The organism is Citrobacter sp. Cpo071 (assembly GCF_030332765.1).
GTDB classification, from domain to species: Bacteria; Pseudomonadota; Gammaproteobacteria; order Enterobacterales; family Enterobacteriaceae; genus Citrobacter; species Citrobacter portucalensis.
This window is the reverse complement of sequence record NZ_JAOWHE010000079.1, coordinates 1-24,737: the sequence shown is the minus strand read 5'-3', so window position 1 is coordinate 24,737 and position 24,737 is coordinate 1. Positions and strand designations below refer to the sequence as shown.

Below are 24,737 nucleotides of genomic sequence, written 5' to 3'. Positions count from 1 at the left end.
CCGCTCTGGCCTATAGCGCCAGAGCGGTTTTCCATCCTGCCTCAACAATCCTCAATAATCAGATACACCGCTTTCACCGGGCCATGCACCCCAACCACCTTGATAAGCTCAATATCCGCCGTCGAGCTGGGTCCACTGATGATATTAATGCACGATGGCATACGCTCACCGGCCTGCGCTTTCTGATGCAGTTTTTCTGCCAGCTGCGCCACGCGCGGCAGAATGGAGCTTTTACGCAGCACGAAAATCGAGGACTCCGGCAACAGACTCAGGGAGCGCCCGCGCTCTGGTGCGGAAAACAGTACCACGCCGCCGGACTCGGTCAGGCCATACTCGGCATACACCACGCCCACTTTCGCCTGCTCGGCCTGGGTAATATTTTCGCTACCACGCGCCGGATCCCAGACCACGGCGTGGCATTCCTGCTGCAAGCGTTCGGTGATGCCCAGCTCCACCAGCCGGCTGTCGCCGCTCAGCACCACAGGCTGCTGACCCAATTCTTCGCACAGGCGCAGTGCCGCGTCTGCGGCCTGGTCCTCGCTGGTCAGTTCGCAGCGGGCCAGCATCACTTCGCTGGCAAACTGGATAAACGCAGAGCAGCGCTGCTCGGGGCTAAGCTCGGTCAGGCGCTCGTTGGCATAGTTGTTAACCGGTGCGGCATCCGCTTGCGGTTCGAAGCGCAGCGGGCGACCCAGCGCCTGGGCGATGGTGTTTAAAAACGCGGTACGGTTATCCATTCTTTTTCTCCTGCGCCTGATGTTTCTTAAACCAGCTACGGAAGCTCTCGCCGTCAGCATCAGGCAGATCGCGCGCCTCCATCCAGTCACCAATCGCGCCAACCTTGAGCGGGGTTTTGCCGCCATTGATAAACCAGCTCGCCGCATGCGCGCCCGCCATCATCCCGACTTTCCACAGCCCCGGATGGCTATTGGCATAGGCGAACATCTTGATCGCCCGTCGCTCGGCTTTCGGCGTAATGCCCTCCTCGGCCATCACCCGGCGATGACGCAGGATCAGTTTTGACAACGGAATACGCACCGGGCAGACGCTGTCACAGGCCGTGCATAAAGAACAAGCGTACGGCAGGTCTTTAAAATCTTTATAGCCACCGAGCAGCGGAGAAATCACCGCGCCGATAGGTCCAGGATAGATAGAGCCATAGCCGTGTCCGCCGATGTGGCGGTACGCCGGACAGGTGTTCATACAGGCTCCGCAGCGGATGCAGCGCAGCACATCGCGAAACTCTGAGCCCAGCACCTGCGAGCGACCGTTATCGACAATCACCAGATGGAACTCTTCCGGTCCGTCAACGTTATCCGCCTCACGCGGGCCGGTCAGCCAGGTGTTGTAGCCCGTCAGACGTGCGCCCACGGCGCTGCGCGCCAGCATGGTGATCAGCACATCCACCTCGGCAAAGGTCGGCGCGATACGCTCCATGCCCATCACCGCAATGTGCGTTTTCGGCAGCGTGGTGCACATGCGCGCGTTGCCTTCGTTGGTCACCAGACACACCGAGCCGGTTTCCGCCACGGCAAAGTTACAGCCAGTAATACCGATTTCGGCACTGAGGAAATCCTCGCGGATCTTCTGACGAATGAACAAGGTCATAGCTTCCGGGGTTTCCGGGCCGTCGTACCCCAGACGTTCGTTCAGCACGCGGCGGATCTGGTAGCGATCTTTATGAATCGCCGGAACCACGACGTGCGAAGGCGGATCCTGATCCAACTGCAGAATATATTCCCCGAGATCGGTTTCGATCACCTGGATTCCGGCATCCTGCAGCACGTGGTTGACGCCGATTTCTTCGGTCACCATCGACTTGGACTTCACCACCTTCTTCGCATTTTTACTCTGCGCGACCTGCAAAATGTAGCGAGTGGCGTCTTCTTTGGTTTTGGCGAAATAGACGTGTCCGCCGTTTTCCGTCACTTTCTCGGAGAGTTGGTACAGGTAAGCGTCGAGGTTGCTCAGAACGTGATCGCGGATCTGGCTGGCACGATCGCGCCAGTCTTCCCAGTGGCCTAACTCATCGACCATTTTTTGCCGATTCGCGCCGATACGCTCCTGCGCATTAGCCACGGCTTTGCGCATGATCGGATCTTCTATCTGCTGACGAATGCGCAGTTTAAATTCTACATCGCTGGTTTTTATCGACATCTCTTTCCCCTCAGCGGCTCATCAGCACTTCAGCAATATGCATCACTTTGACCGGCTGGCCTTCCCGTTGCAGTCGGCCGCCAATGTTCAGCAGGCAGCTAACGTCTGCGCCAATCAAATATTCCGGCTTTGCATCCATCAGATGTAAGACTTTCTCTTTCACCATCTCACCGGATATCTCGGCCATCTTGACCGAGAACGTCCCGCCAAAGCCGCAACAGGTATCCTGATCGGCAAACGTCAACAGCTCCAGTCCGCGCACGTTTTTCAGCAGCGTGAGCGGCTCTTCCTTCACTCCCAGTTTGCGGGTCAAGCTACAGGAAGGATGATACACAGCGCGCCCCTGCAGGCTGGCACCAACGTCCACCACGCCCAGTTTGTTGACGATAAAGGAGGTGAGATCCTGCATACGCGCGGAAACTTTCTCAGCACGCAGCGCCCATTCCGGTTCATCGGCCAGATACGTCGGGTAGCTTTTTACCGCGTAGGTGCAGGAGCCTGCTGGGGAGATAATCGGATCGTCGTTGTCTTCCAGCGCGGCGATCAGGTTTTTCATCCCGGGGATCGCCTCTTTGATGTATCCGCTGTTGATGGCTGGCTGACCGCAACACCCTTGCTTCTCGGGGAAATTCACGCGACAACCCAGTTTTTCCAGCAGCAATACGGAGTCTCGTGCCATCCGTGATTTCAGTGCGTCACCAATGCAGGTAACAAAGAAATTTACATTCACAATAACTACTCCATTGCTTCATTTCTGTTTATTGCGCTTGATATCGCGATATCAAGCAAAGATTCAGCTGTATTTCACGCCCAGTTTTTGTATTTGCTTGTTTTACTAATGTCTGGGTTCATTATGATGCACGGATCGTTTTCCTTTGATAGCGACTCTCCTCTTCTTATATCAGGACAATCGCAAATGTCTGTATTTTCATTTGTATGACAAAACAAAATAATCCACTAATCAACATGCATATGCAATACCCATGTTTATTTATTTCGGACTTGCTCACATTTTTATATTGAAAACAACAGTGTTATTAACACCTTATAAAATAGTTTCGAATGATTACTACCTTCGTCACTACCATTATTAAAAATGTTATTAAATAACTACTTATGGGTATTTACCTTGCTCTTAAGTATATTTATCTGGCATTGAATTTTAATTAAAAGATTACAATAGTTACAAAACTAAAAATCATAATTACTTTATTCACTGAAGCGATTCAGTTTACATATTTTATTTACACGGCAATGTAGCCTTCCCGCCATAAATATAAATCAGGTTTAATGAACCAATCAGGAATAGCAATGAACGAATATTTTATGTTTGCCCTGGCACTATCTCCTTTACTACTTATGGTATTTTTAATACTGAAATTAAAAATGCCCATCCATTATTCCGTACTGATTTCTTTGGTATTCACCGCTGCACTATCGGCAATATTCTGGGAAATGCCCGTACAAAATCTGAAAGCCGCGATAGGCTATGGCGCACTGAAGGGGTTATGGCCGATTGTGATTGTGATCCTCGGCGCTATTTTCAGTTATAACGTCATGCAGGCGACCAAAGCGCTGGATATTTTGCGCGATATTCTCGCCAGCATTAGCGAAGATAAGCGTATTCAGGTGCTGCTGATTTCATGGTGTTTTGGTGGATTTCTTGAAGCCGCAGCGGGCTATGGCACGGCGGTCGCTATTCCGATCGGCATTCTTATTGCGCTGGGATTCAACCCGCTGAAGGCTGCTATTGCTTCTCTCGTGGCGAATACCGTTCCCACCGCATTCGGCGCGGTCGGGATCCCGGTTTCTATTCTGGCAGAGCAGGTTAATCTGCCGGTATATACCTTAGGCGGAACCATTATTTTGCAGCTCGCGCTGTTTAATATCCTGCTGCCGTTTGTGATTGTCTGCATTATTGGCGGCGGCCTGAAAGCCATTCGTGGCGTATTTCTGATCACGTTGATTTGCGGCATCACCACGCTGGTTCCGCAATATTTTGTCGCCATCCATCTTGGCGCGGAATTACCCGCTTTTGCCGGTAGCCTAGTCAGCCTGTTTGCCGTGGCGATGGTCAGTCGCCTGCGCAAAGGGAAAACCGATCCAGAGTGGCGCATTGAGGTCAGCCATACCCGCGAAACCACGCCGCGCTCGGCAAAAGTGCTGTTCCGCGTGGGCTCTATCTATCTGTTTATTTTTGTGTTTATCCTGCTGTGTTCGCCGCTGTTCCCGACAATAAAAGGCGCGGCGTCCCAACTGGCTTCGGTGCTGCATTTCACGTTGGCTGACGGTAAAACGATGGCACTGAAAGTTGAATGGGTGACCACACCAGGGATGCTGATCATCTTTGCGACCATTATCGGCGGTTTTATTCAGGGGGCGTCCGCACGCGGGATGCTGGAAGTATTTATCAAAACCATTTTCCAGCTTAAAAACTCTATCGTCGCAATTATGGCGATCGTCGCGCTGGCCACGGTGATGGACCTCAGCGGGATTATCTCCACGCTGGCGCAGTCGATTGTCGATCTGACCGGCAGCTCGTACGTCTTCCTCGCCCCGGTGATTGGCGCGCTGGGCACGTTCGTTACCGGCAGCGATACCAACTCGAACATTCTGTTCGGCAAGCTGCAAACCATTGCTGCCAGCAAGTTGCATATCGATCCTAACTGGCTGGCGGCGGCCAATACCTCTGGCGCTACGGGGGGGAAAATGATTTCGCCGCAAAGCATCGCCATCGCGGTTTCTGCCACCAAAATGGACGGTCAGGCCAACCAGATTATGTCTGGCACCATGAAATACTGCTGCGCCTACATTGTGATCCTCGGCCTGAAAGTCGGTCTCTTTTATTACTGGTTTATGGCGTAAGCCATTGTCAACCCCGTCAAATTCGCGGCAATCGTATTTGACGACACAGTGACCAAAAAGGTTTACACCGTCCCAGGAACGGAACAAGGCGACAGGCTTTACGATTTGTCGGCGCTGACTAAAATAGCGCCGATGTTTCAAATCGAGGATTGTTGTTATGTTGTTCTGGAAAAAGATGGTGAAGAAGTTCGACGCCTTTTCCGCGTTGATTCCACCACGCTACTTCCGCGTGTAATACCTGGCACTTATGCCTGATGGCGCTTCGCTTATCAGGCCTACATTTCACACTCATTTGTAGGCCTGCGTTTCACGCTCATTTATAGGCCGGATAAGGCGCGAGCCGCATCCGGCAGCGACAGCAGCGTAAAATGCTCACCCCTTTCTCTTACGCAGTCCGCATGCTCTTAACACCGCCACCCACAGACGAAGCCACGCGAAACGGTAGACCAGAGGATGCTGAAGCCGCAGCAATGTCAGAAACATAGAGCCCCCTCGTGGCGCTACAGTACCGCTGCCCGATAGCGAATTTGCGGATCCATTATCTGGTGACGCGCATCTATCAGCCGCAGTTCATACGAATCATGCTCTTTTGTCAGTCGCATCACCGCATCGACGACACTGGTGGTCCGCTCCAGCGCCTGCTTGTCCTCATAACCATTGAGCAGTGAGGCCAGCATCACGCTGCAAATCAGATCCCCAACGCCCACCGGCATTTTGGCAAAGGTATACAGCGGCCGGGCAATGTGTAACGTCTGTTCCGGCGTCACCAGCAGCATTTCAAACGCCTGTTTGTCCCGCGAACAGTCGCCGAGATGCTTCACCAGCACCTTCTTCACACCCCACGACACCAGTTGCTGCGCAGCTTCCACCACCTCGTCAAAACCACGCAGTTGTCTGCCCGTCAGCACGCCCAGCTCATAGAGATTCGGCCCCATGATGTCGGCCAGTTGAATGGCATCATCGACAAAAAAGGACTCTACGCCCTTCGCGACAATGCAGCCTTTTTGCGGATCGCCCATCACCGGATCGCAAAAATAGAGCGCCTGCGGATTACGCTGACGAATGGTGGTGACCGCGTGCTTCACCTCTTCACAATGGCGTTTATCCCCGAGATACCCGGACAGCACGGCGTCGCATTGCGCCAGCTTTTGCAGGTCATCCAGCCCGCTGATGATGGCGCTCAGCTCGCCGTGCGGCATCGCCATGCCCTGCCACATCCCGTACTGGGTGTGGTTGGAAAACTGTACGGTGTAAAACGGCCAGACATCGATCCCCGAAAGCTGCATCGGCAACACAGCGGCTTTATTTCCGGCATAGCCATAAACGACTGACGACTGAACAGACAACACGTTTTTCATTTTGACTCCGTCTAACGAAACGTTGGCAGCAGACCAAATACGTCCAGAACAACCGTCAGATAGACAACCGCTCCACAGACAATCACCAGGTTAAGTACGGTGTTATTACAGGGCGCGGTATAGCTGGCGGTCGGAAAACGTTTCCGCGCGGCTTTCACCAGGAACGGCGGCAGGATCACGCTCCAGATGGTAAAGGCCAGACCGGCATAGCCAATCGCGTGCACAAAACCGTTCGGGAAGAAGAAGCACACGGCGGCTGGCGGGAAGTAGGTCACCAGCGCGGTTTTCAGTCGGCCCATGCCGTCATCCGGGAAGTGAAACAGGTCGGCGATGTAATCGAACAAGCCAAGCGTCGCCGCCAGCAGAGAACTGGCTACTGCGAAGTTGCCGAAGAAGGTCAGGATCAGATCCATATACCTGCTGGTGAACAGCTCGCTGATGGCTTCAACAAACACGTCGATATTGCCGCCTTTGGCGATAATTGGCGGGAACGCGGAACGGCTGATGTTACCCATCGTGACGCCCAGCCAGAAGATGTACAGCAGCAGGGCAAACAGCGTACCGATGATAATCGAACGCGTGATATTCGAGACCCCACTCTTGCCATACAGCTTGACCAGGCTCGGCACGTTACCGTGAAAACCAAACGAGATAATACAGAACGGCAACGTCATCAGAATGTAAGGCAGGTACTGTGAGTTGGGCAGCGCCACCGCCACGCTGTCGACAAGTTTCGCCACTTCAATATGACCAACCAGCCCGGAGAAAGTAGCAAAGAACGCGATAAACTTACCGATAATCAACACGGTAGTGATGCGTCCGACCAGCAAGGAGCTGTACCAGGCAATCGCGCCGACCAGCATACTGACGATCACCACCGAGATATTCGCCGGAAAGCGCACACCGCTGTATTTGAACACGGTTTGCGCCATCACCGCTGACGATCCGGAAATATAGGCATAAGTCAGAATATACAGCACAAAGCCGAAAGCGATACCGACAACGATATTCCACTTACGGCCTAATAAATCCTGAGTAAAGGTATTAAAACTGGCACCGGCGCCATAATGCAGGTTGACTTCAACCAGCATCAGACCGGTTAATAACATCATGATGGCGATAAACAGAAGAATAACAGACGCACCGGGGAACCATACGCCGGCCATCGCAATCGGCAGGGAGAACATCCCGCCACCCACTACGGTCGCGATAACCAACATGGTTCCGCTAATCAGTCCGGGGGTACTACTCTGTCGCTCAATGGCATTAATATCCATGATAAATGTTCCTGTAGACTATTCGTTATAATTACAGCTGTCATTTGTACATCATGCGGATAATAAAAATGTCGGAGTCAGGGTTTACTTTTTTTAGTTATGTCACGGTAACGGGCACCGCAAAGGCTTCCTGTTCATGGAAAAGGAATACAAAAAAGCCCCATCGCGTGATGGGGCCATAACTATTTTTTAGATGTAATCAAAGCGTGCAGTAAAGAAACGCAACTGCTTCGGCTCGTAAATAAACTTCAGCCCGCGAATATCTTCTTTGTGCTGGTAAAGTTTAATAATACCGTCAGCCACGACATCCATATGTGCGTAGGTATAAACACGGCGTGGAATAGTCAGACGCACGGTTTCCAGTTTCGGTCTGTGGTGTTCACCAGTCACGTTATTACGGCCCGCAGAGATAATTCCACGTTCCATACTACGTACGCCGGTTTCCACATAGATGCTGGCGGCCAGACTTTGTGCCGGGAACTCGTCCTGCGTCAGATGCTCGCAGAAGCGACGCGCATCGAGGAATACCGCGTGACCACCTACCGGTTCAACAATCGGTACGCCAGCGGCTTTCAGCTTATCGCCCAGGTAGCGAACCTGCTTCACGCGGTGCTCGATGTACTCGTACTGCATGGCTTCGCGCAGGCCAATCGCCATGGCTTCCATGTCGCGTCCGGCCAGGCCGCCGTAAGATGGCATACCTTCGTAAACCACGACTAACTCTTTGGCAGAAGAGAACATTTCGTCATCGTTCATGCACAGGAAGCCACCGATGTTCACCAGACAGTCTTTTTTACCACTCATGGTACAACCGTCGGCGTAGCTGAACATCTCATGCACGATCTCGGCGATGCTCTTGTTCTCAAAGCCCTGCTCTTGCTCTTTGATAAAGTAGGCGTTTTCCACGCAGCGGGTAGCGTCGTAGAACACTTTAATGCCGTGCGCTGCCGTCAGTTCACGCACCGCACGCATGTTCGCCATCGAGACCGGCTGTCCGCCCGCGAGGTTAACCGTCACCGCCAGGCAGATATACGCAATATTCTCTGCGCCTTTTTCATCAATCAGTTTTTGTAATTTTTTAAGATCGATATCACCTTTAAACGCAATATTCAGACCGGCATCGTGCGCTTCGTCACGAACGATATCGACAAACACCGCACCATTTTTTTCCTGGTGATAACGAGTGGTAGTGAAATACATATTCCCGGCAACATATTGCCCTGGTTTAATAGCTAGTTGTGATAATAAGTTTTCTGCGCCGCGGCCCTGGTGAGTCGGAACAATATGTTTAAAGCCGAACAGCTCCTGCACGGTTCTTTCCAGATGATAGAAGTTTTCGCTGCCCGCGTACGCTTCATCACCCATCATCATTCCGGCCCACTGCTTGTCGCTCATTGCGTTGGTGCCACTGTCGGTCAGCAGGTCAATATAAATATCTTTCGAATTTAACAGGAAAGTATTGTAACCCGCTTCCTGCATTTTCTTAAGGCGCTCATCACGCGGGATCATAGATACAGTTTCAACGCTTTTAATACGGAAGGGTTCTGCCGGATAATTCATTTTGTTTCTCCAGTAACAGTGGTCATGTACGTATTAATGTGAAGTAAATCATACCTGGTTCATCAATAAAGTCTGATGAAATATAACTATTCGCCTCCTGAGCCAGGGGGAGAAATAATGTGGAGGCACTATGCAAGATTTGATTGATTATGGAAATAGCCCGGTCAACATTAATCACTGGCAATAATTTAAAAAGCTGTAAATGTGAGTGATGCAAATCACACGTCATTTTTTTACCCGTTCATATTCAACAAGTTTTTTTTGCGTGTAGATTTGTCGTTCACGGTTGTGCGCCCACAGAGGGGGGGAAATACTGAAAACTTAACTTTCCAGGCTGTGCTCATAATGTATTGCTCAATGAGTACACCCCAATTTGTGAGAGTCGGATCACTTCACGGGTTTATATTTGTGATTGACATCACTAAAAGTGTAAAGCAAAGTGTACAATTAAGCGTTGTTTCAGAGTTTGCTATTTGCTTCAGTGAGTTAGATCGCATTTTTGGCCTGATGCCGACAGGCGTTGTTTTCTGGAGCATGGGGATATTCAGGCGCGTGAAAGATAATGAATTAATGCGATGAATAATACCGGATTTATTGGGATGAAGGCGTTTTCTATTTATTCCGAAAGCGTGCTATTCGCGCTTATTTCATCTTATTTACATCTGGACTTACCGAAGATCACTGGGGGAATTTACATGGGTTTTATTAGCGCGATACGAAGGTGCGCCAACACCTGCGCATCGCTAATCACAGTAACTATTTATATAAACGTATAACATGAGGGACATCATCCCTCCTGTTCTCGCGATAATTATTTCACTAACGCAGATATATCCTTGAACAGCGAATGGGCTATTTCCACACCGTCACGAGTTGTACGCATACGGGAATGATAGCGACGCTCGCCCGGCAAACGCGCCCCTTGCCGCTGCATATCGGCAAAGAGTCTCTCGGCACGTGCAAGATGCTGCGGAGCCTCCAGTCCCAGAAAGCGGGCCGGGTCCAGGGCCAGAATCAGCTCGCCACCATAGGGCAACCCGCCAGCTCCCTTATCCCACGCCAGCGATTCCGCGCTGGTCATATCGCCGATGAGCGGTCCGGCAAGCAGTTCCACCATTGCCGCCAGTGCAGACCCTTTATGCCCGCCAAACGTCAACATCGCACCGTCGAGGATCGCCTGCGCGTCGGTGGTGGCCTGACCGTCACCGTCAATTCCCCACCCTTCCGGCACCGCTTTTCCCGCCCGTTGATGGAGTTGGATCTCTCCCCGTGCCGCCGCACTGGTGGCCATGTCGAAGATAAACGGGAGTTTTTCTTCACGCGGCCAGCCAAATGCTATCGGGTTAGTGCCAAAAAGCGGCTGCGTCCCGCCTGCGGGAGCAACCCACGCATGGCTGGGCGTCGCCGCCAGCGCCACCAGCCCAGCCTCGGTGAGCGGCTCAACGTCGGCAAACAGCGCCGAAAAGTGCACACAGCGGTTAATCGCCAGGGCTGCAATACCACTGTGGCGCGCCTTTTCTATCAGCAGCGGAAGCGCGCGCTCGAATGCCAGCAGGGAAAATGCCCCACCGGCGTCCACCTTCACAATGGCCGGAGCGGTATCGGTGATAACCGGTTCAGCGTCAGGTGACACCTTTCCTTTACGTCGCGTCTCCACAATCCCCAGCAACCGCCACAAACCATGCGAGGCACAGCCATCACGCTCACCGTGGGTCACGTTGGTCGCGATCGCCACGGCATGCGCTTCACTGAATCCGTTCCCGCGCAGCACCTTATATGCCAGCGCATAAGCCTCTGTTAACGAGAGGTTTACCATCTCCATGACCGACTCCTTTACTCTTCTTCATCACCGGTAAAGTTAGCCCGCGGCAGACAGGTTCGCTCACCCCAGTAGTAAATTCCCAGCGACATCACCGCTACCACCACCGTATCCCACGGATGACCAATCACCCCTGTGCCCCCAAAACTACCCAGCCAGGAGAAGAGCATAATCAGCGCGTAGAAGGCGATAAGCCACAGAGACGATTTCACCTGCTGCGCCAGACTCACGGTGTGTACCGGCACTTTTGATTTGCAAAGCACATAGACGACAAACATCACAATCTGCAGTCCCAGCAGCCATGACAGCGTGCCCCAGCCAGACCAGAATACAATCAGTGCCGAAATCACAAACGACACCGGACCGATAATCCCGAAGGCACGCACGCGGAATGGGCGCGGCAAATCCGGTGCATTACGACGTAGCCCCGCCGCCGTGACCGGGGCAATGGCGTAGCTTAGTACCAGCGCCGCCGACACCACGCTTATCAGCTGTTCCCATGACGGGAACGGCAATGTCCAGAAGATAGACAATGCAAAGGTCAGCCACAGCGCCGGACGCGGAATGCCAGACTCTTTATCGATGTGGGTAAACGTCTTAAAGAAGGTGCCTGCTTTCGCCCAACCATAAATCACGCGCGGCGTGGCGTTCATGTAGATATTGCCGGTACCACTTGGGGAGACAATCGCGTCGCACACCACCATAAACGCCAGCCAGCCCATACCGAGCGTAATGGCGATATCCCGGTACGGCAGCGAGAATTGCTTGCTGATCTCCGCCCAGCCGCCACCCAGCATATCGGTCGGAATACTGCCAAGAAATGCCAACTGCAACAGCACATAAATAATCGTCGACAGCACCACGGATAAAATCAGCGCCACCGGGATGGTACGCTGTGGATTCTTTACTTCACTCGCCACAGAAATAATTGGCGTCAACCCCAGGTAGGCGAAGATGATCCCACCGGCGCTAATCGCAGCCTCAACGCCCGACATACCAAAGGGTGCAATTCCCTGAACGTGCAGGTTCTCAGGTTTGAAAAAGGTAAATAGCGTCACAACGACCGCCAACGGCACCAAAAATTTCAGAATACTGATGATGTTATTGGAACGGGCAAACGTTTTAACGCTGTAGTAATTCAGCCCGAAGAACAAACACAGCAGCAAAAACTGCACTGCCCATCCCAGCAACGTTGGGTCGCTTGAACCAGTTTGAGTCAGCATCGGGAACCATGCTGCCGCATACTGCCGTGCAGCAACTATCTCTATGGAGATGAGGCTTGAAAACGCAATCAGCGTAATAAATCCAAGCAGATACCCCATCAACTCACCGTGGGAAAAGACCGGATAACGGATAATCCCCCCGGCACGAGGCAGTGCCGCGCCCAGCTCACAATAGACAATCCCTAACAGCAGAACGGCAATCCCGCCGATGACCCACGAGGCAATGCCCGCAGGTCCGGCAATCGATGCCACATGGCTTGCGGCAAACAGCCAGCCGGAACCGAAGATAGCCCCAAGCCCAATAAACGTCAGGTCGGTTAGCGTTAGCTGCTTTTTAAATTTACCCACCTCAGCAACGCGGGCCTGTGTTTGGTGCGTAGAGTGAATCGTCATGGTCATGCCCTTCAGTCAACAGAGGGGGAAATGGCTTCCCGGGTCCACTGCCCGTTAATCAGGCGCAGCAGGTTCAGAGGGTTGTCATCCTGGACAGCAGGCGGAAGCAGCGCGGCAGGCACATTTTGCAGGCATACCGGGCGTAAAAAACGGTCGATGGATTGCGTCCCTACCGAGGTACCGCGAGCATCGGTGGTGGCAGGCCACGGACCACCGTGCACCATGGCATCACAAACCTCGACACCGGTTGGATAACCGTTAAACAAAACGCGTCCCGCTTTTTCAGTGAGGGCTGGCAGCAGGCGCTGCGCCAGCGGCCCATCATCAGATTCAGCGTGCACAGTAGCCGTCAGTTGGCCCGGAATCACACGCAAAATGGACTGCAACTCCGCCTCATCGGCCACCTCGACCAACACCGCCAGCGGGCCAAACACCTCCTGCTGTAGCAGTGGATCCTGTGCCAGCAGCAGCGAAGCCGGAGCCTGATACAACCGGGCCTGCGCGCGGCCGATAACCGATTCATCAGACCCTGCCAGACGCTGAATATGCGGATGTGCCTCAAGCGCGCTGACCCCCTCTTCATAATGGGCGAGCGTCGGGGCATTCAGCATGATCTGTACCGGGGTCTGGTCAACCGCGACCTTCAGCGCCTGCGTGAAGCTGGACATACCCTCGCCGCGTAAGACAAGGATCAGCCCCGGCTTGGTACAAAACTGCCCACATCCCAAAGTGAAAGAGGACACCAGCTCATTGGCCAGCGTTTCTGCCCGCGTGGCGACGGCCTGCGGCAGAATAATCAGCGGGTTAATGGCCGACATTTCCGCAAAGACGGGGATCGGCTGCGGACGCTGCTGCGCCAGCTGCCAGAGCGCCTTACCGCCGCGCAGCGAACCGGTAAAACCCACCGCCTGAATCGCCGGATGGCGAACCAGATCCGCGCCAATATCGGTGCCGAAAATCATGTTAAAAACGCCCGCAGGCAGGCCAGATGCCGCGACCGCACGCACAATCGCCTGGGCAGTCAATTCCGCCGTCGCCATATGTCCGGGATGGGCTTTCACCACCACCGGACAACCCGCCGCCAGCGCGGATGCGGTATCGCCTCCTGCCGTAGAAAAGGCCAGCGGAAAATTGCTGGCCCCGAACACCGCCACCGGGCCAAGCGCGGTCAGATACTGACGCAGATCCGGACGTGGCAGGGGCTGGCGGTCAGGGAGTGCGGTATCAATGCGTACGCCAAAGGCATCGCCCCGACGCAGCACCCCGGCAAACATGCGCAGCTGATTACTGGTACGGGTGCGCTCTCCCTGTAACCGCGCCAGCGGCAGTGCCGTTTCCTGGTGGGCTATGGCGAAAAAATCCTCGCCGAGCAAATCCAGCTCGTCGGCAAGGGTGTCGAGAAAGCGGGCACGCACGTCTGGCGCGGTCTGTGAATAGACAGGAAACGCCTGGTCAGCCGCCTCCGCCGCGGCGGCGGCCTCCTCACGAGAGGCCGGGTAAAAATGGTATCCGGTCAGCTTACCGTCAGCGGCACGCAGGCTTGGCAGCGTCGCCTCACCGCTTGCCACGCGGCGTCCGGCGATAAACTGCTGACCCGAAACAGAGAGAGGTAGCGTCATCATCACTCCTTTACTTAAAGGCCAACATCCGGCAGCTGTGGACGGGTCGCCAGCGCCTTCTCAACAATCGCCACCACTTGCGCACGGGTATCCCCTTCCAGCGCAAGACGCGGTGGACGGGTAATGGCGCTGCCACGCCCCAGCAATTCTTCACAGAGCTTGATGCACTGCACCAGATCCGGGCGCGCATCCAGATGCAGCAACGGCATAAACCAGCGGTAAAGCGCCATCGCTTCCTCATAACGCTGTTGTTTCGCCAGGCGGAACAACGTCTCCCCTTCACGCGGGAAGGCGTTCGACATTCCGGAGATCCAGCCTTCCGCCCCAACGGCAATGCTCTCGACCACCACATCATCCAGCCCAGCGAACAGCACAAAGCGGTCGCCAACAGAGTTACGCAGGTCGATAAAACGGCGGGTATCGCCGGAGGAGTCTTTGAAACAGACGATGTTGTCGCAGTCGGCAAGCGTCGCCAGGATATCCGGCGTCACGTCGTTTTTGTAAATCGGCGGGTTGTTGTACACCATGATAGGCAGGTCGGTAGCCGTAGCCACACTGCGGAAGTGGGCCGCTGTTTCATGCGGTTTTGAGGAATACACCAGCGCAGGCATCACCATAATACCGTCGACGCCCACGCGCTCTGCCTCTTTCGCCATCTTCTGTGCAAACGCGGTGGTGAATTCGGCCACCCCCGCAATGACTGGGATCTGACCGCCCGCTGCATCTTTCGCTACTTCGATGATCTGCAGCTTTTCCTGCGTGGTCAGAGAGGTGTTCTCCCCCACGCTGCCGCACACCACCAGGCCAGAAACACCATCCTTGACCAGGTTTTTCATCACCGTATGGGTGGCATCCAGATCCAGGGAATAATCGCTACGAAACTGGGTGCTGACTGCCGGGAATACACCGCTCCAGTGAATGGCTTTCTTGCTCATGTTCGGTTCCTTGTCGTCAATTTGTTGATTTAAAGTGAATGAATGGTGAATATTCACTGACAGATTGACGTTTCAGGCGACCGACTGCTTGGTGGTTTTCTTCCTCTTTGATGACGAAATTAGCACAGTGAGTGTGTCTTACCCGGCAAGCGTAATGCGAAAATCACGCGGCGTAGAGCCCGTCATCGCCTTAAACTGGCGGCTAAACGCGCTGTGATCGGTATAACCGCACTGCAACGCAATATCGGTAATCGGCGTATCGCCCGCCAGCAGTTCGGTGGCTTTTTCCAGCCGAACTTTGTGGATCATCTGGCGCGGAGTGAGATGAAAAATACGCTTACAGTAGCGCTCAATTTGCGCCACCGACATGCCGCTCAGGGCGGTTAGTTCTTCCATCGCGATGGGACGGTGATAATGGTTGCGGATATGATCGTCGACGATCGCCAGCCGCTGCCACGCCGGGTGACGCGCCTGCGCTTCCTGCAGATCGTGTGAAATCCCCGCCATACCGATGACCTGGCCCTGCGCATCCCGCAGCGCCAGCTTCTGGGTCAAACACCAGCCGCGTTCACGACCGTTGTAGAGATGCATTTCCAGCTGATCGCGCAGCGTTACCCCTTCGCGCAGCACCCGCATATCCTGCTCGGTATAGCCCAGCCCAAGCGCTGAAGGGAAAACATCGGCAGAGGTTTTACCCAGCAGAGAAACGACCGTCTTAAACCCGCAGCGTCGTGCCAGGGTCATATTGACCATCAAATAGCGGGCCTGCACATCTTTGATAAAAAAGACCACATTCGGAATAGCATTGAGCAGCGGCGCAATCAATGCCATCGCATGGAGCAACGTCTGGATATTGTCCGGACGCTGACGCGCCAACCCCTCACATATCTGGCTAAGTTCAGCCACTTCAGGCACCGGCGACGGGGCCCGCACATCATTAATCACACAGGACATCACGCTTCCTCCCGATTAGTGATCTGAATATTTATTAACTTTTTGTTAACTCAGCAAGCATCCTTACTGCGTTTTGCGATCCTGCCGTAGATTTATAATTTCCCCTTTTCCAGCCACTGGCGCGGTTGCCTTTTTTGGTTTACCACACCACTAACAAAATGATTAATAACAAATAAATATGATATCGCCTTAACGATGACATCGGCCATTATGCTGATTTCGTCATTTACGGTGACGAAAGCGATCAAGCCGGGACGCAAAGCTTGCGTCAGCATTTAGCAACAAAACATTAACTTTCCGGAGATCCTATGACAGCACAGTACAGTGAACTGAGAGTGATTGATTCTCACACCGGCGGTGAACCCACTCGCCTGGTCATCGACGGCTTTCCGGATCTGGGAACGGGGAACATGAGCGAGCGTCGGGAGCGTTTTTCCCGCGACTACGACGACTGGCGTAAAGCCATTATTCTTGAGCCACGCGGTAACGACGTTCTGGTCGGTGCATTGCTCTGTGAGCCAGTTTCGCCACAGGCCACGGCGGGAGTCATCTTCTTTAACAACTGCGGCTTTTTGAACATGTGCGGTCACGGCACCATCGGGCTGATTGCCTCGCTGGCATGGCTTGGGCGCATTCAACCCGGTAAACATCTGATTGAAACGCCGGTGGGCGATGTGACCGCCACGCTGCACGAAGACGGCAGCGTCTCGGTCGAAAACGTGCCGGCCTACCGCTGGCGTAAGCAGGTACAGGTTGAAACCATCCACGGTACGGTAACGGGTGATATCGCCTGGGGCGGCAACTGGTTCTTCCTTGTCAACGATCATCCGTTCGCGGTCTCGCCGGAAAAGATCCCTGAATTGACGGAGTACGCATGGGCAATCCGTGAAGGGTTAGATCGTGCAGGCATCCGTGGCGAACATGACGGTATTATCGATCACATCGAACTGTTTGCAGAAGATGATCGTGCGGACAGCCGCAGTTTTGTACTCTGCCCCGGTAAAGCCTGGGATCGATCGCCCTGCGGCACCGGCACCAGCGCCAAACTGGCCTGTCTGGCAGAGGACGGAAAACTCAAATCCGGAGAATCCTGGCGGCAGGCGAGCATCATCGGCAGCGAATTTACGGCGCATTTCGTGCCACATGGCGACAAGATCGTTCCGACGATCCGCGGAGAGGCATGGGTCTGTGGTGATAACAAGCTGATCCTCAATCCTGAAGATCCGTTCTGCTGGGGGATCTCGCTGTGATCGAAAGTGACGTCATCGTCATCGGTGCCGGGATTATCGGGGCCGCCTGCGCCTGGCAGCTGGCCGCTCGCGGACAGCGAGTCACACTGGTCGATGACGGCAATGCGGGCGCGACGGCGGCGGGTATGGGTCACCTGGTGTGCATGGATGACGATCCTGCGGAGCTCGCACTCTCCGCCTGGTCTCTGGAGAGCTGGCGCAAACTGACGCCCCGGATGCCGGAAAGCTGTGCCTGGCGCGGATGCGGCACGCTGTGGCTGGCGGAAACGCCGCAAGAGCTTGCGCTGGCAGAAGAAAAAAAACAACGGATGGCACAATACCAGGTTGTCAGCGAAATGCAGACTCGCGATCGGCTCGCCGCACGCGAACCACTGCTCACCGCCGGACTCGCTGGCGGGCTGTGGGTCCCCGGCGACGGGATAGTTTACGCCCCAAACGTCGCCCGCTGGTTTATTAACGATGCCGATTTAACGCACCTTCGGGATAGCGCCCTCTCTGTTGATGCCCCTTACGTCACCCTACACAGCGGCAAACGACTGCGCGCACGCGCCATCGTCATCGCCAGCGGTCTGGGTGCCAACACGCTGCTGGGTGAAAACTGGCTCAGACCCAAAAAAGGCCAGTTGGCGATCACCGACCGCTACGGCCCATTGCTCAGTCACCAACTGGTAGAGTTGGGATACGGTGCCAGCGCCCATGCAGGCGGCACCTCAGTGGCATTTAACATTCAGCCACGCCCCACCGGACAGTTGCTGATTGGCTCCTCCCGCCAGTTTGATAACACCGACCGCGAGGTTGACCTCCCCCTGCTGGCACAGATGCTGGCGCGCGCGCGCCATTTTTTACCCTCTCTGGAGACGCTAAATATCATCCGTTGCTGGAGCGGTTTTCGCGCGGCATCGGCTGACGGTAACCCGCTGATTGGCCCACATCCTGCGCGTCCGGGTATCTGGCTGGCGCTGGGACATGAAGGACTGGGCGTCACAACCGCGCCAGCAACCGCCGAGTTACTTTGCGCCCAGATCCTTGGCGAGCGCCCGGCGGTGTCCCCGGATGCCTGGCTTCCCGCACGCCTGCACAAGCAGGAGGCCATCGCATGACAACCCTGAACGTAATTATCGACGGCCAGACCTGCGAGGTTCCCGTCGGAATGAGTATTGCAGCAGCACTGGCCCTGGCAGGCAACGGCGTGACCCGTCGTTCGGTGAGTGGTCAACTGCGCGCGCCCTTCTGCGGAATGGGAGTGTGCCAGGAGTGCCGCGTCACGGTGAACGGACACCGGGTGCTGGCCTGCCAGACGGAATGCCAGCCCGAAATGGTGATTGAAAGGAGCCATCATGCAAAGCGTTGACTGTGAGATCCTGATCCTTGGCGCAGGGCCAGCCGGATTGTCGGCGGCACTGGCTGCCGCACGCTGTGGAAAATCAGTGATAATCCTTGATGATAACCCGCGCCCCGGCGGGCAAATCTGGCGCGACGGGCCGCAGGTCTCGCTCCCCCGGCACGCCAGACGGCTTCGTCAGGCGGTAGCTGAACATCCCAACATCACACTGCTGAGCGGTGCCCGGCTAATTGCCCGCCCCACCCCACATTCCGTAGTCTTCGAAACCGCAGACGACTGCGGCGAAATCCGCTGGCAGCGGCTGATTTTATGCTGCGGCGCCAGAGAACTCTCGCTGCCTTTTCCCGGCTGGACACTACCCAATGTGACGGGGGCCGGAGGCCTGCAGGCGCAGATAAAACATGGCCTGCAACTCAAGGGGGAACGCGTGGTCATTGCAGGCAGCGGTCCTCTTCTGCTGGCGGTCGCCAGTACGGTGAAACGCGCTGGCGGGAATATCGTCGCCATCATCGAACAGGCCCCGATGACCGCACTGGCCCGTTTCGCAACCGGGCTATGGCGCTGGCCTGAAAAATTGCGCCAGTTCGGCGAGCTCTTTCCAGCCCGATATCATTCGGCAAGCCAGGTCATCCAAGCGCAGGGTGATACCTGTCTGCAGTCAGTGACCGTGCGCCACCAGGGGCAAACCCGGGAGATCGCCTGCGACAGGCTGGCCATTGGCTATGGGCTGGTACCGAATACAGAACCTGGCGCAATCTTTGGCTGCAAAACAGAAAATCAGGCTATTTGGGTCGATGCGGAGCAACGCACCAGCGTGCAGGATATCTATGCGGCAGGAGAATGCACCGGCTTTGGCGGCAGCGAGCTGGCGTTAGCCGAGGGAGAAATTGCCGGCTACGCCGCCGCAAATTGTCCGCAAAAGGCCCAAAGCGCCATCTCCGCGCGCACCCGCTGGCAGCGTTTTGCCCAGGCGTTGCATACGACGTTTGCGCTGCCGGAGTCGCTAAAAACCGCGACCACCGCGGATACGCTGCTCTGCCGTTGTGAGGATATTCGTTGTGGCGACGTGCAAAACGCCGAAAGCTGGCAGGCGGCAAAGCTCGCCTCACGCTGTGGAATGGGGGCCTGCCAGGGGAAAGTCTGCGCCACCAGCGCCCGCTGGCTGTACGGCTGGCCGCTGCCGCAGCCGCGCGAACCGCTCTCCCCCGCGCGTGTCGACACGCTTATCCATCTTGCAAAGCCTGAGGGGTGATGGTCAGGTATAAAGGCGCCCACTGGCGCCTTTTTTGATGTGGTGTATCCGTAGACCTTTTCGTCAAAGGGAATAATTTTTATCTTCACCCGTATCTATTTCGCTCTGTGTATTGGGAACCGAGCGTCCTATTTCTGCCAAACATTCAAAAATATAAAGGGAATGTAATGCATGTTTAAAATATGATAAACCCAACACTTCAAACTACCGATATTGCTTTTATTAACAAACAGAAACAAGCATAACACCCCAGGAAATAACCTTTTCTTTTCGTATAGTTAGAAAAATAACACTTACTAAAGCAAGGTTTTTTATACCCCCCCTATGAATGAGCATGAATAACTTAAAAATAATATGGCGAAAAAAGTGTTTTATTTAATCTGCGAATTCGATAATGAATATTGTTTTTAGTGTTGGCCGAAATAGACACAGCAACGCTTGATTAAGTGATATTTTGCGAGCATCATCGCAATTATTTACCCGCAAATGAAATCAATGACTTCCAGTAAATCCCTGCAACAGGCAATTGCCGACATCACTATCTGGCGTAAAGGCGAGCAGCGTGCGCCGCACAAGCCTCTGCTGCTGCTTCATGTGCTGGCGGGGTATCAGCAGGGTCACGGTCGCCTGTTTGACTACGGTTCAGAAGTTCGCGACCCGTTGCATAGCCTGCTGGAGCGATTTGGACCACAGCGCGCGCAGTACCGCCCGGATATGCCCTTCTGGCGCTTACAGGGCGATGGATTCTGGGAGCTCCAAAACGCCGAGCATTGCTCAACATCCGGCAGCAGCAAACAGCCCCCTGCCGGAGAACTGGTGATGCATAACGTTGCCGGAGGCTTTGATGAACAGCATTTTGTCCTGCTGAAAAAGAGCAACAACCTCATTAACACCCTGGCACAGCAAATCCTTGAGGCGCACTTCACCGAAAGCATCCAGGAAGAGATCGCGGATGAACTGGGGTTTGATATCCTGCAAATCCGCAAACAGCGGGACCCATTGTTCCGCCAGCAGGTTCTGCGTGCCTATAACTATGAATGCGCCATTTGTGGCTTCAATATGCGCCACGACAGCACTTCGGTTGCCCTGGAAGCCGCCCATATCAAATGGAAACAGCACGGCGGCCCGTGCGAGATTTCAAACGGCCTGGCGCTGTGTGCAATTCATCATAAAGCCTTTGATAAAGGTTCGATTGGGCTGGATGAGAGTATGCGAGTTCAAGTGTCGCCCGCAGTGAATGGCAGCGGTATGGTGGGCAGACTATTCTGGGATTTCGACGGTAAATCGATAGCGCTACCGATGATGCGAGAGAATTACCCAAAAGAAGGGTTTGTGGAGTGGCACAGGAAGGAGGTGTTTAGGGGGTGAGTGCGAAGGCCGGACTCAAAACACAATGTAATAAACTGAAAACAAAGAAAATAAAAAAGAACACATGTTTATGTGCCCCCTTTTGTGCCCCCATGGTTTTTTAAGCCCCTTAAGTTCACAACTGATTGGTATTCAAAAGGAAATTGATATTTTCCCCATCGGTTAGGTTCCGATATACGGATCCTAACCGGGGTAATATTGAACATCAGTAAAATTCTTTTTTTCCATATAACTGTTCACACTGTTCACCTTTTCATTTTTCTTTTTAATATCATAACGATAAGTGGTGAATGGTTGGTGAAGAGTGAACAGTCGACTCTTCACCTTTGTGATTTGTGCTCGTTCTGGAACCGTCCGCTCAGGCGATGTGAGGGGTGATAAAAAGTTTTTTCAGGTTTTACTGTTCACACTGTTCACCTCTGGTTTTTTATCAATAATTTCATGGTGATACAGGGTGAATATACGGTGAAGGGTGAACAGTGGATTGTTCACCCTGTGGCAATGAGCAGAAAGGAAAAGACCGGCTGTTGCCGGTCTGAGGTAGGTTATATCGCTGTGGGTTCGTCGCACTTAGGCAGCCAGTCGCCGTAGCTTTCCTCTTTCAGCGACAGGTTAGTCTGTATCCCCTGCTTGGTGTGCCGCTTCTCATAATTCAGGCCGTACTCTTTCAGCATCATGGGCAGCCCCAGCCCGAACATTTTCAGGCTGAGCACGTTTCTGTATCCGTTGGCCTCCATATAGGCCAGATACGCATGATAGAGATATTTACGATAATTACGCGGGATGATGCTGGCATTCCCCATAAACATCCCGTTGGTCTGCGGGAGCATTTCCAGATAGCCGCAAAAATCAAACGTCGGGTCAGCATCGCGCTTGATGCTGAGTGCCTCGTCGGAGTTCTGCTGCGACTGGAGCAGTGCGCGTGCAGTCATCGGGTCGCTGAATTTCTGCATAAGCTGGCGCACAATCACGGCCAGCTCGCGCGCAATTTTATCCCTGAGCTGCGGGTCGCGTTCCTCCGGCGCAATCTGCTCCGGGAAGTGGATAATCACCCGGCGGCGCGACACACCGCCGCTGCGGTCGGTGAAGCGCATCGGGTTGTTGTTCACGGCCAGAATCACCGCCGGAATATGTGTTGAGTACGGGTTCTGGTATTTCGGGTCAACTGAGACCGCATCGCCGCCGGTGATGGCCTTAAGTCCTGCGCCGTCACCGCTCCATTTTTCCTGGTCTGGCAGACGGATAAGCGAGAAGCCAATCAGGGAGGCACGCTTGCGCGGGTCTTCCAGTGTGTCGATATCGGCTGACGTGGCGTTATCTTCCCCGGCGAGCAGGGTCGCGATTTCGGCCAGAATACTTTTGCCGCTCCCGCCGGGACCGGTGACTTCGAGAAAGAGCTGCCAGTCGTAACGGTTCGCCAGCACCATAAACAGCGCAGCCAGAATCACGTCGCGTTTTTGTGGATTTTTACCGGCCGCACGGTCGAGCCAGCGCCAGAAGTTCGGCGCGTGAGTCTCCAGCGTTTCCCCTTCCACCGGCGGGGTAAAATCCACATCACACAGCGTGCGCAGCCAGTGCGATTTATGGTGCGGGCTGAATACGCCGCTTTGGGTATCGAGTACCCCGTTGCGAAAGCCAATCAGACGACGTGCCGGTGTATCCTGCTGCGGAATAATCAGTTTCAGGGTCTCCACCACCGAGGCGATTTTCCCGGATGAGAACGGGGCGCGCAGGCGCTGGAATAAATCAGCCACATTCCGTGAAAAAGTGGCGGCAGGGATATTTTTCCAGATGCCGTTTTCATAGCGGGACAGGAGCTGGCCGTTCGCATCCACCGCCAGCGCTTCGCCGTAATGCTCATGCACCCGCAAAGCCTTGTCGCTGGCGCTCATGGCGGTAAATTCTGCCTCGCTCATGGTATCGAACGGACTTTGCGCCGGTGGCCTGATGGCGTCATAAATGGCTTTGCGAGTGGCCTCCTCGCCGTACTGTATAAACGCATCATTCCAGTCACCGAATACCGGCGGCAGGGCAACAATGCCCTCACAGGCATCTGTGGCCGCTGCGGCTTTACTCTGGCCGTCGCCGTTAAGGTCACGGTCGGCAGCGAGCACAATCTGACAGGCCGGATATTTCTGACGGGCAAGGCTCGCCAGAGAAAGGAGGTTCACGGAGGACAGCGCCACCATGACGGTTTCCCCGGTCAGGTGATGCACGGTGAGTGCGGTCGCATAACCCTCTGCAATCCACAGGCGTTTTCCGGCCTGTTTTTTCCCTTCGATGATATGACATGCCCCTTTGACCTGCCCGCCTTTCAGGGTGCGTTTGAGACCGTCAGCATTGATAAGCTGAAGGTTAACCAGTGCGCCGGTATCGTCATACAGCGGGACAGCCACATCACCGGTGCGGAACGCCACGCCGCCGGTTTTATGCATGACGGTGAGCGTCAGACATTCCAGAGCGGGGAAGCCCTTTCGGGTGAGGTAGGCGTTGCCGGTGGCTGGTCGGGTTTTCTCCATCAGTTTCGCGGCCAGCCCGGCCGCCGCTTTGCGGTCGGCATCGGTTTCAGCCTCTGCGGCCGCAATCACTTCCGGGGCAACCGGTGACAGATTGCCGGTCACGGCGTTCACCTTCCCGGCAGCTTCTGACGGGGTCACGCCAAACACTTTCTCTACCAGCTTAAGCCCGTCACCTGCGCCACACTGATTGCAGAACCACGTCCCGCGCCCCTCTTTATCGTCAAAGCGGAAACGGTCAGAGCCGCCACACACCGGACAGGCCTGATGGCGGTTTTTAATCACCTTCACACCCAGCGCAAGGAGAATGCGCGGCCAGTGGCCGCACGCCTGTTTTACCGTTTCTGTTACGTTCATTTTCATCGTTGTTTTCTCCCTCAGTGCAGTACCGGCGACGTGATATGACGGGCGCAAAGCTCATCCATCACGGCCAGCCCGAGAAAGGACAGCGATGGCGCGGCTTTGAGTGGTCCGGTTTCCATTAAATCTTCCAGTAGTGCACAGGCAATCTGGCGGCCTTTTTCCTCGCCGTGCTGGCGCAGGTAGAAGCCTTCCAGCTCGGCGGCAATGGCGCTTTCCAGCGCGTCGAGGGTGAGGTGCGGGTAGCGGTGCTGGCGTTCGCACAGGGTCAGCCAGGCACAGGCCACGGCGCGACGATACAGCGCGGCGCGTAATACGGGCGGTAATGGCTTTTTCATACGTTACCCTCCCCGGTCAGCCACTGCTGATTGCAGCGTTCGACCACGCCGTCGAGCTGGGCGGTCATGAGGTAAATCACGGAGGTGAGCTGTAACTGCTGCGCAGGGTCACGACGAACGGTGGCGCAGTCCTGCACCTGCATCAGGTCGC

General features: G+C 54.7%; 19 protein-coding genes. 6 read left to right on the top strand and 13 right to left on the bottom strand.

From position 1 onward, the window contains the following. Positions 1-41: 41 nt before the first annotated feature. From OGY09_RS10625 to OGY09_RS10615, 3 genes are read right to left on the bottom strand one after another with little or no spacing between them, the layout of a single operon-like run. A complete protein-coding gene (locus tag OGY09_RS10625; protein WP_032942282.1) occupies positions 42-737 on the bottom strand; it encodes a LutC/YkgG family protein in 696 nt (231 codons plus the stop codon). Continuing rightward, complete coding sequence (locus tag OGY09_RS10620; protein ID WP_008786085.1) at positions 730-2,157, bottom strand: LutB/LldF family L-lactate oxidation iron-sulfur protein; 1,428 nt, start codon at positions 2,155-2,157, stop codon at positions 730-732. The genes OGY09_RS10625 and OGY09_RS10620 overlap by 8 nt, the downstream gene beginning before the upstream one ends. Before the next feature lie 10 nt (positions 2,158-2,167). After that, complete coding sequence (locus tag OGY09_RS10615; RefSeq protein ID WP_001102107.1) at positions 2,168-2,887, bottom strand: (Fe-S)-binding protein; 720 nt, start codon at positions 2,885-2,887, stop codon at positions 2,168-2,170. 581 nt (positions 2,888-3,468) lie between these two features. Between OGY09_RS10615 and OGY09_RS10610 the strand changes: the two genes are divergently transcribed. Next, a complete protein-coding gene (locus OGY09_RS10610) occupies positions 3,469-5,022 on the top strand; it encodes an L-lactate permease (RefSeq protein ID WP_008786084.1) in 1,554 nt (517 codons plus the stop codon). A 500-nt stretch (positions 5,023-5,522) separates the two neighbouring features. Here OGY09_RS10610 and pdxY read toward each other — a convergent pair whose 3' ends face one another. From pdxY to OGY09_RS10570, 8 genes are all read right to left on the bottom strand, one after another. After that, positions 5,523-6,380: a pyridoxal kinase PdxY gene (gene pdxY / locus OGY09_RS10605; RefSeq protein ID WP_032942281.1), complete on the bottom strand. Its 858-nt coding sequence runs from the start codon at positions 6,378-6,380 to the stop codon at positions 5,523-5,525. Positions 6,381-6,391: 11 nt separating this feature from the next. Next, positions 6,392-7,657: an aromatic amino acid transporter gene (locus OGY09_RS10600; protein ID WP_032942280.1), complete on the bottom strand. Its 1,266-nt coding sequence runs from the start codon at positions 7,655-7,657 to the stop codon at positions 6,392-6,394. A 189-nt stretch (positions 7,658-7,846) separates the two neighbouring features. After that, positions 7,847-9,217 (bottom strand): tyrosine phenol-lyase, encoded by a 1,371-nt coding sequence (locus tag OGY09_RS10595; RefSeq protein WP_016155590.1) that lies wholly within the window; start codon positions 9,215-9,217, stop codon positions 7,847-7,849. Between the two features lie 811 nt (positions 9,218-10,028). Continuing rightward, on the bottom strand, positions 10,029-11,039 hold the full coding sequence (locus tag OGY09_RS10590; RefSeq protein WP_032942279.1) for an Ldh family oxidoreductase: 1,011 nt from the start codon (positions 11,037-11,039) through the stop codon (positions 10,029-10,031). 11 nt (positions 11,040-11,050) lie between these two features. Then, positions 11,051-12,652: an APC family permease gene (locus tag OGY09_RS10585; protein ID WP_050592463.1), complete on the bottom strand. Its 1,602-nt coding sequence runs from the start codon at positions 12,650-12,652 to the stop codon at positions 11,051-11,053. A gap of 11 nt (positions 12,653-12,663) precedes the next feature. Beyond that, positions 12,664-14,271 (bottom strand): aldehyde dehydrogenase (NADP(+)), encoded by a 1,608-nt coding sequence (locus tag OGY09_RS10580; protein WP_032942278.1) that lies wholly within the window; start codon positions 14,269-14,271, stop codon positions 12,664-12,666. Between the two features lie 14 nt (positions 14,272-14,285). Continuing rightward, entirely contained in the window at positions 14,286-15,206 is a 921-nt protein-coding gene (locus OGY09_RS10575; protein ID WP_003830108.1) for a dihydrodipicolinate synthase family protein, read from the bottom strand. A gap of 138 nt (positions 15,207-15,344) precedes the next feature. Then, a complete protein-coding gene (locus OGY09_RS10570) occupies positions 15,345-16,160 on the bottom strand; it encodes an AraC family transcriptional regulator (RefSeq protein WP_008786078.1) in 816 nt (271 codons plus the stop codon). A gap of 308 nt (positions 16,161-16,468) precedes the next feature. Between OGY09_RS10570 and OGY09_RS10565 the strand changes: the two genes are divergently transcribed. The 5 genes from OGY09_RS10565 to OGY09_RS10545 all read left to right on the top strand — a co-directional run bounded on the left by OGY09_RS10565 (position 16,469) and on the right by OGY09_RS10545 (position 21,372). After that, positions 16,469-17,410: a 4-hydroxyproline epimerase gene (locus OGY09_RS10565; RefSeq protein ID WP_032942276.1), complete on the top strand. Its 942-nt coding sequence runs from the start codon at positions 16,469-16,471 to the stop codon at positions 17,408-17,410. Beyond that, the gene (locus tag OGY09_RS10560; RefSeq protein ID WP_032942275.1) at positions 17,407-18,510 is read left to right on the top strand and encodes an NAD(P)/FAD-dependent oxidoreductase; all 1,104 of its coding nucleotides are present in this window, start codon (positions 17,407-17,409) and stop codon (positions 18,508-18,510) included. Before OGY09_RS10565 ends, OGY09_RS10560 begins: the two co-directional genes overlap by 4 nt. Further along, entirely contained in the window at positions 18,507-18,761 is a 255-nt protein-coding gene (locus tag OGY09_RS10555) for a 2Fe-2S iron-sulfur cluster-binding protein (protein ID WP_032942274.1), read from the top strand. Before OGY09_RS10560 ends, OGY09_RS10555 begins: the two co-directional genes overlap by 4 nt. Continuing rightward, positions 18,748-20,004 (top strand): NAD(P)/FAD-dependent oxidoreductase, encoded by a 1,257-nt coding sequence (locus OGY09_RS10550; protein WP_032942273.1) that lies wholly within the window; start codon positions 18,748-18,750, stop codon positions 20,002-20,004. The genes OGY09_RS10555 and OGY09_RS10550 overlap by 14 nt, the downstream gene beginning before the upstream one ends. A 495-nt stretch (positions 20,005-20,499) precedes the next feature. Further along, positions 20,500-21,372, top strand: coding sequence for a phosphorothioated DNA-binding restriction endonuclease (locus OGY09_RS10545; RefSeq protein ID WP_080685909.1), 873 nt, complete (start codon positions 20,500-20,502; stop codon positions 21,370-21,372). 545 nt (positions 21,373-21,917) lie between these two features. Here OGY09_RS10545 and OGY09_RS10540 read toward each other — a convergent pair. Both OGY09_RS10540 and OGY09_RS10535 read right to left on the bottom strand, forming a co-directional pair. Beyond that, the gene (locus OGY09_RS10540; RefSeq protein WP_286590381.1) at positions 21,918-24,251 is read right to left on the bottom strand and encodes a primase-helicase zinc-binding domain-containing protein; all 2,334 of its coding nucleotides are present in this window, start codon (positions 24,249-24,251) and stop codon (positions 21,918-21,920) included. A gap of 14 nt (positions 24,252-24,265) precedes the next feature. Then, entirely contained in the window at positions 24,266-24,586 is a 321-nt protein-coding gene (locus OGY09_RS10535) for a DUF5375 domain-containing protein (protein WP_251867071.1), read from the bottom strand. Positions 24,587-24,737 lie beyond the last annotated feature (151 nt).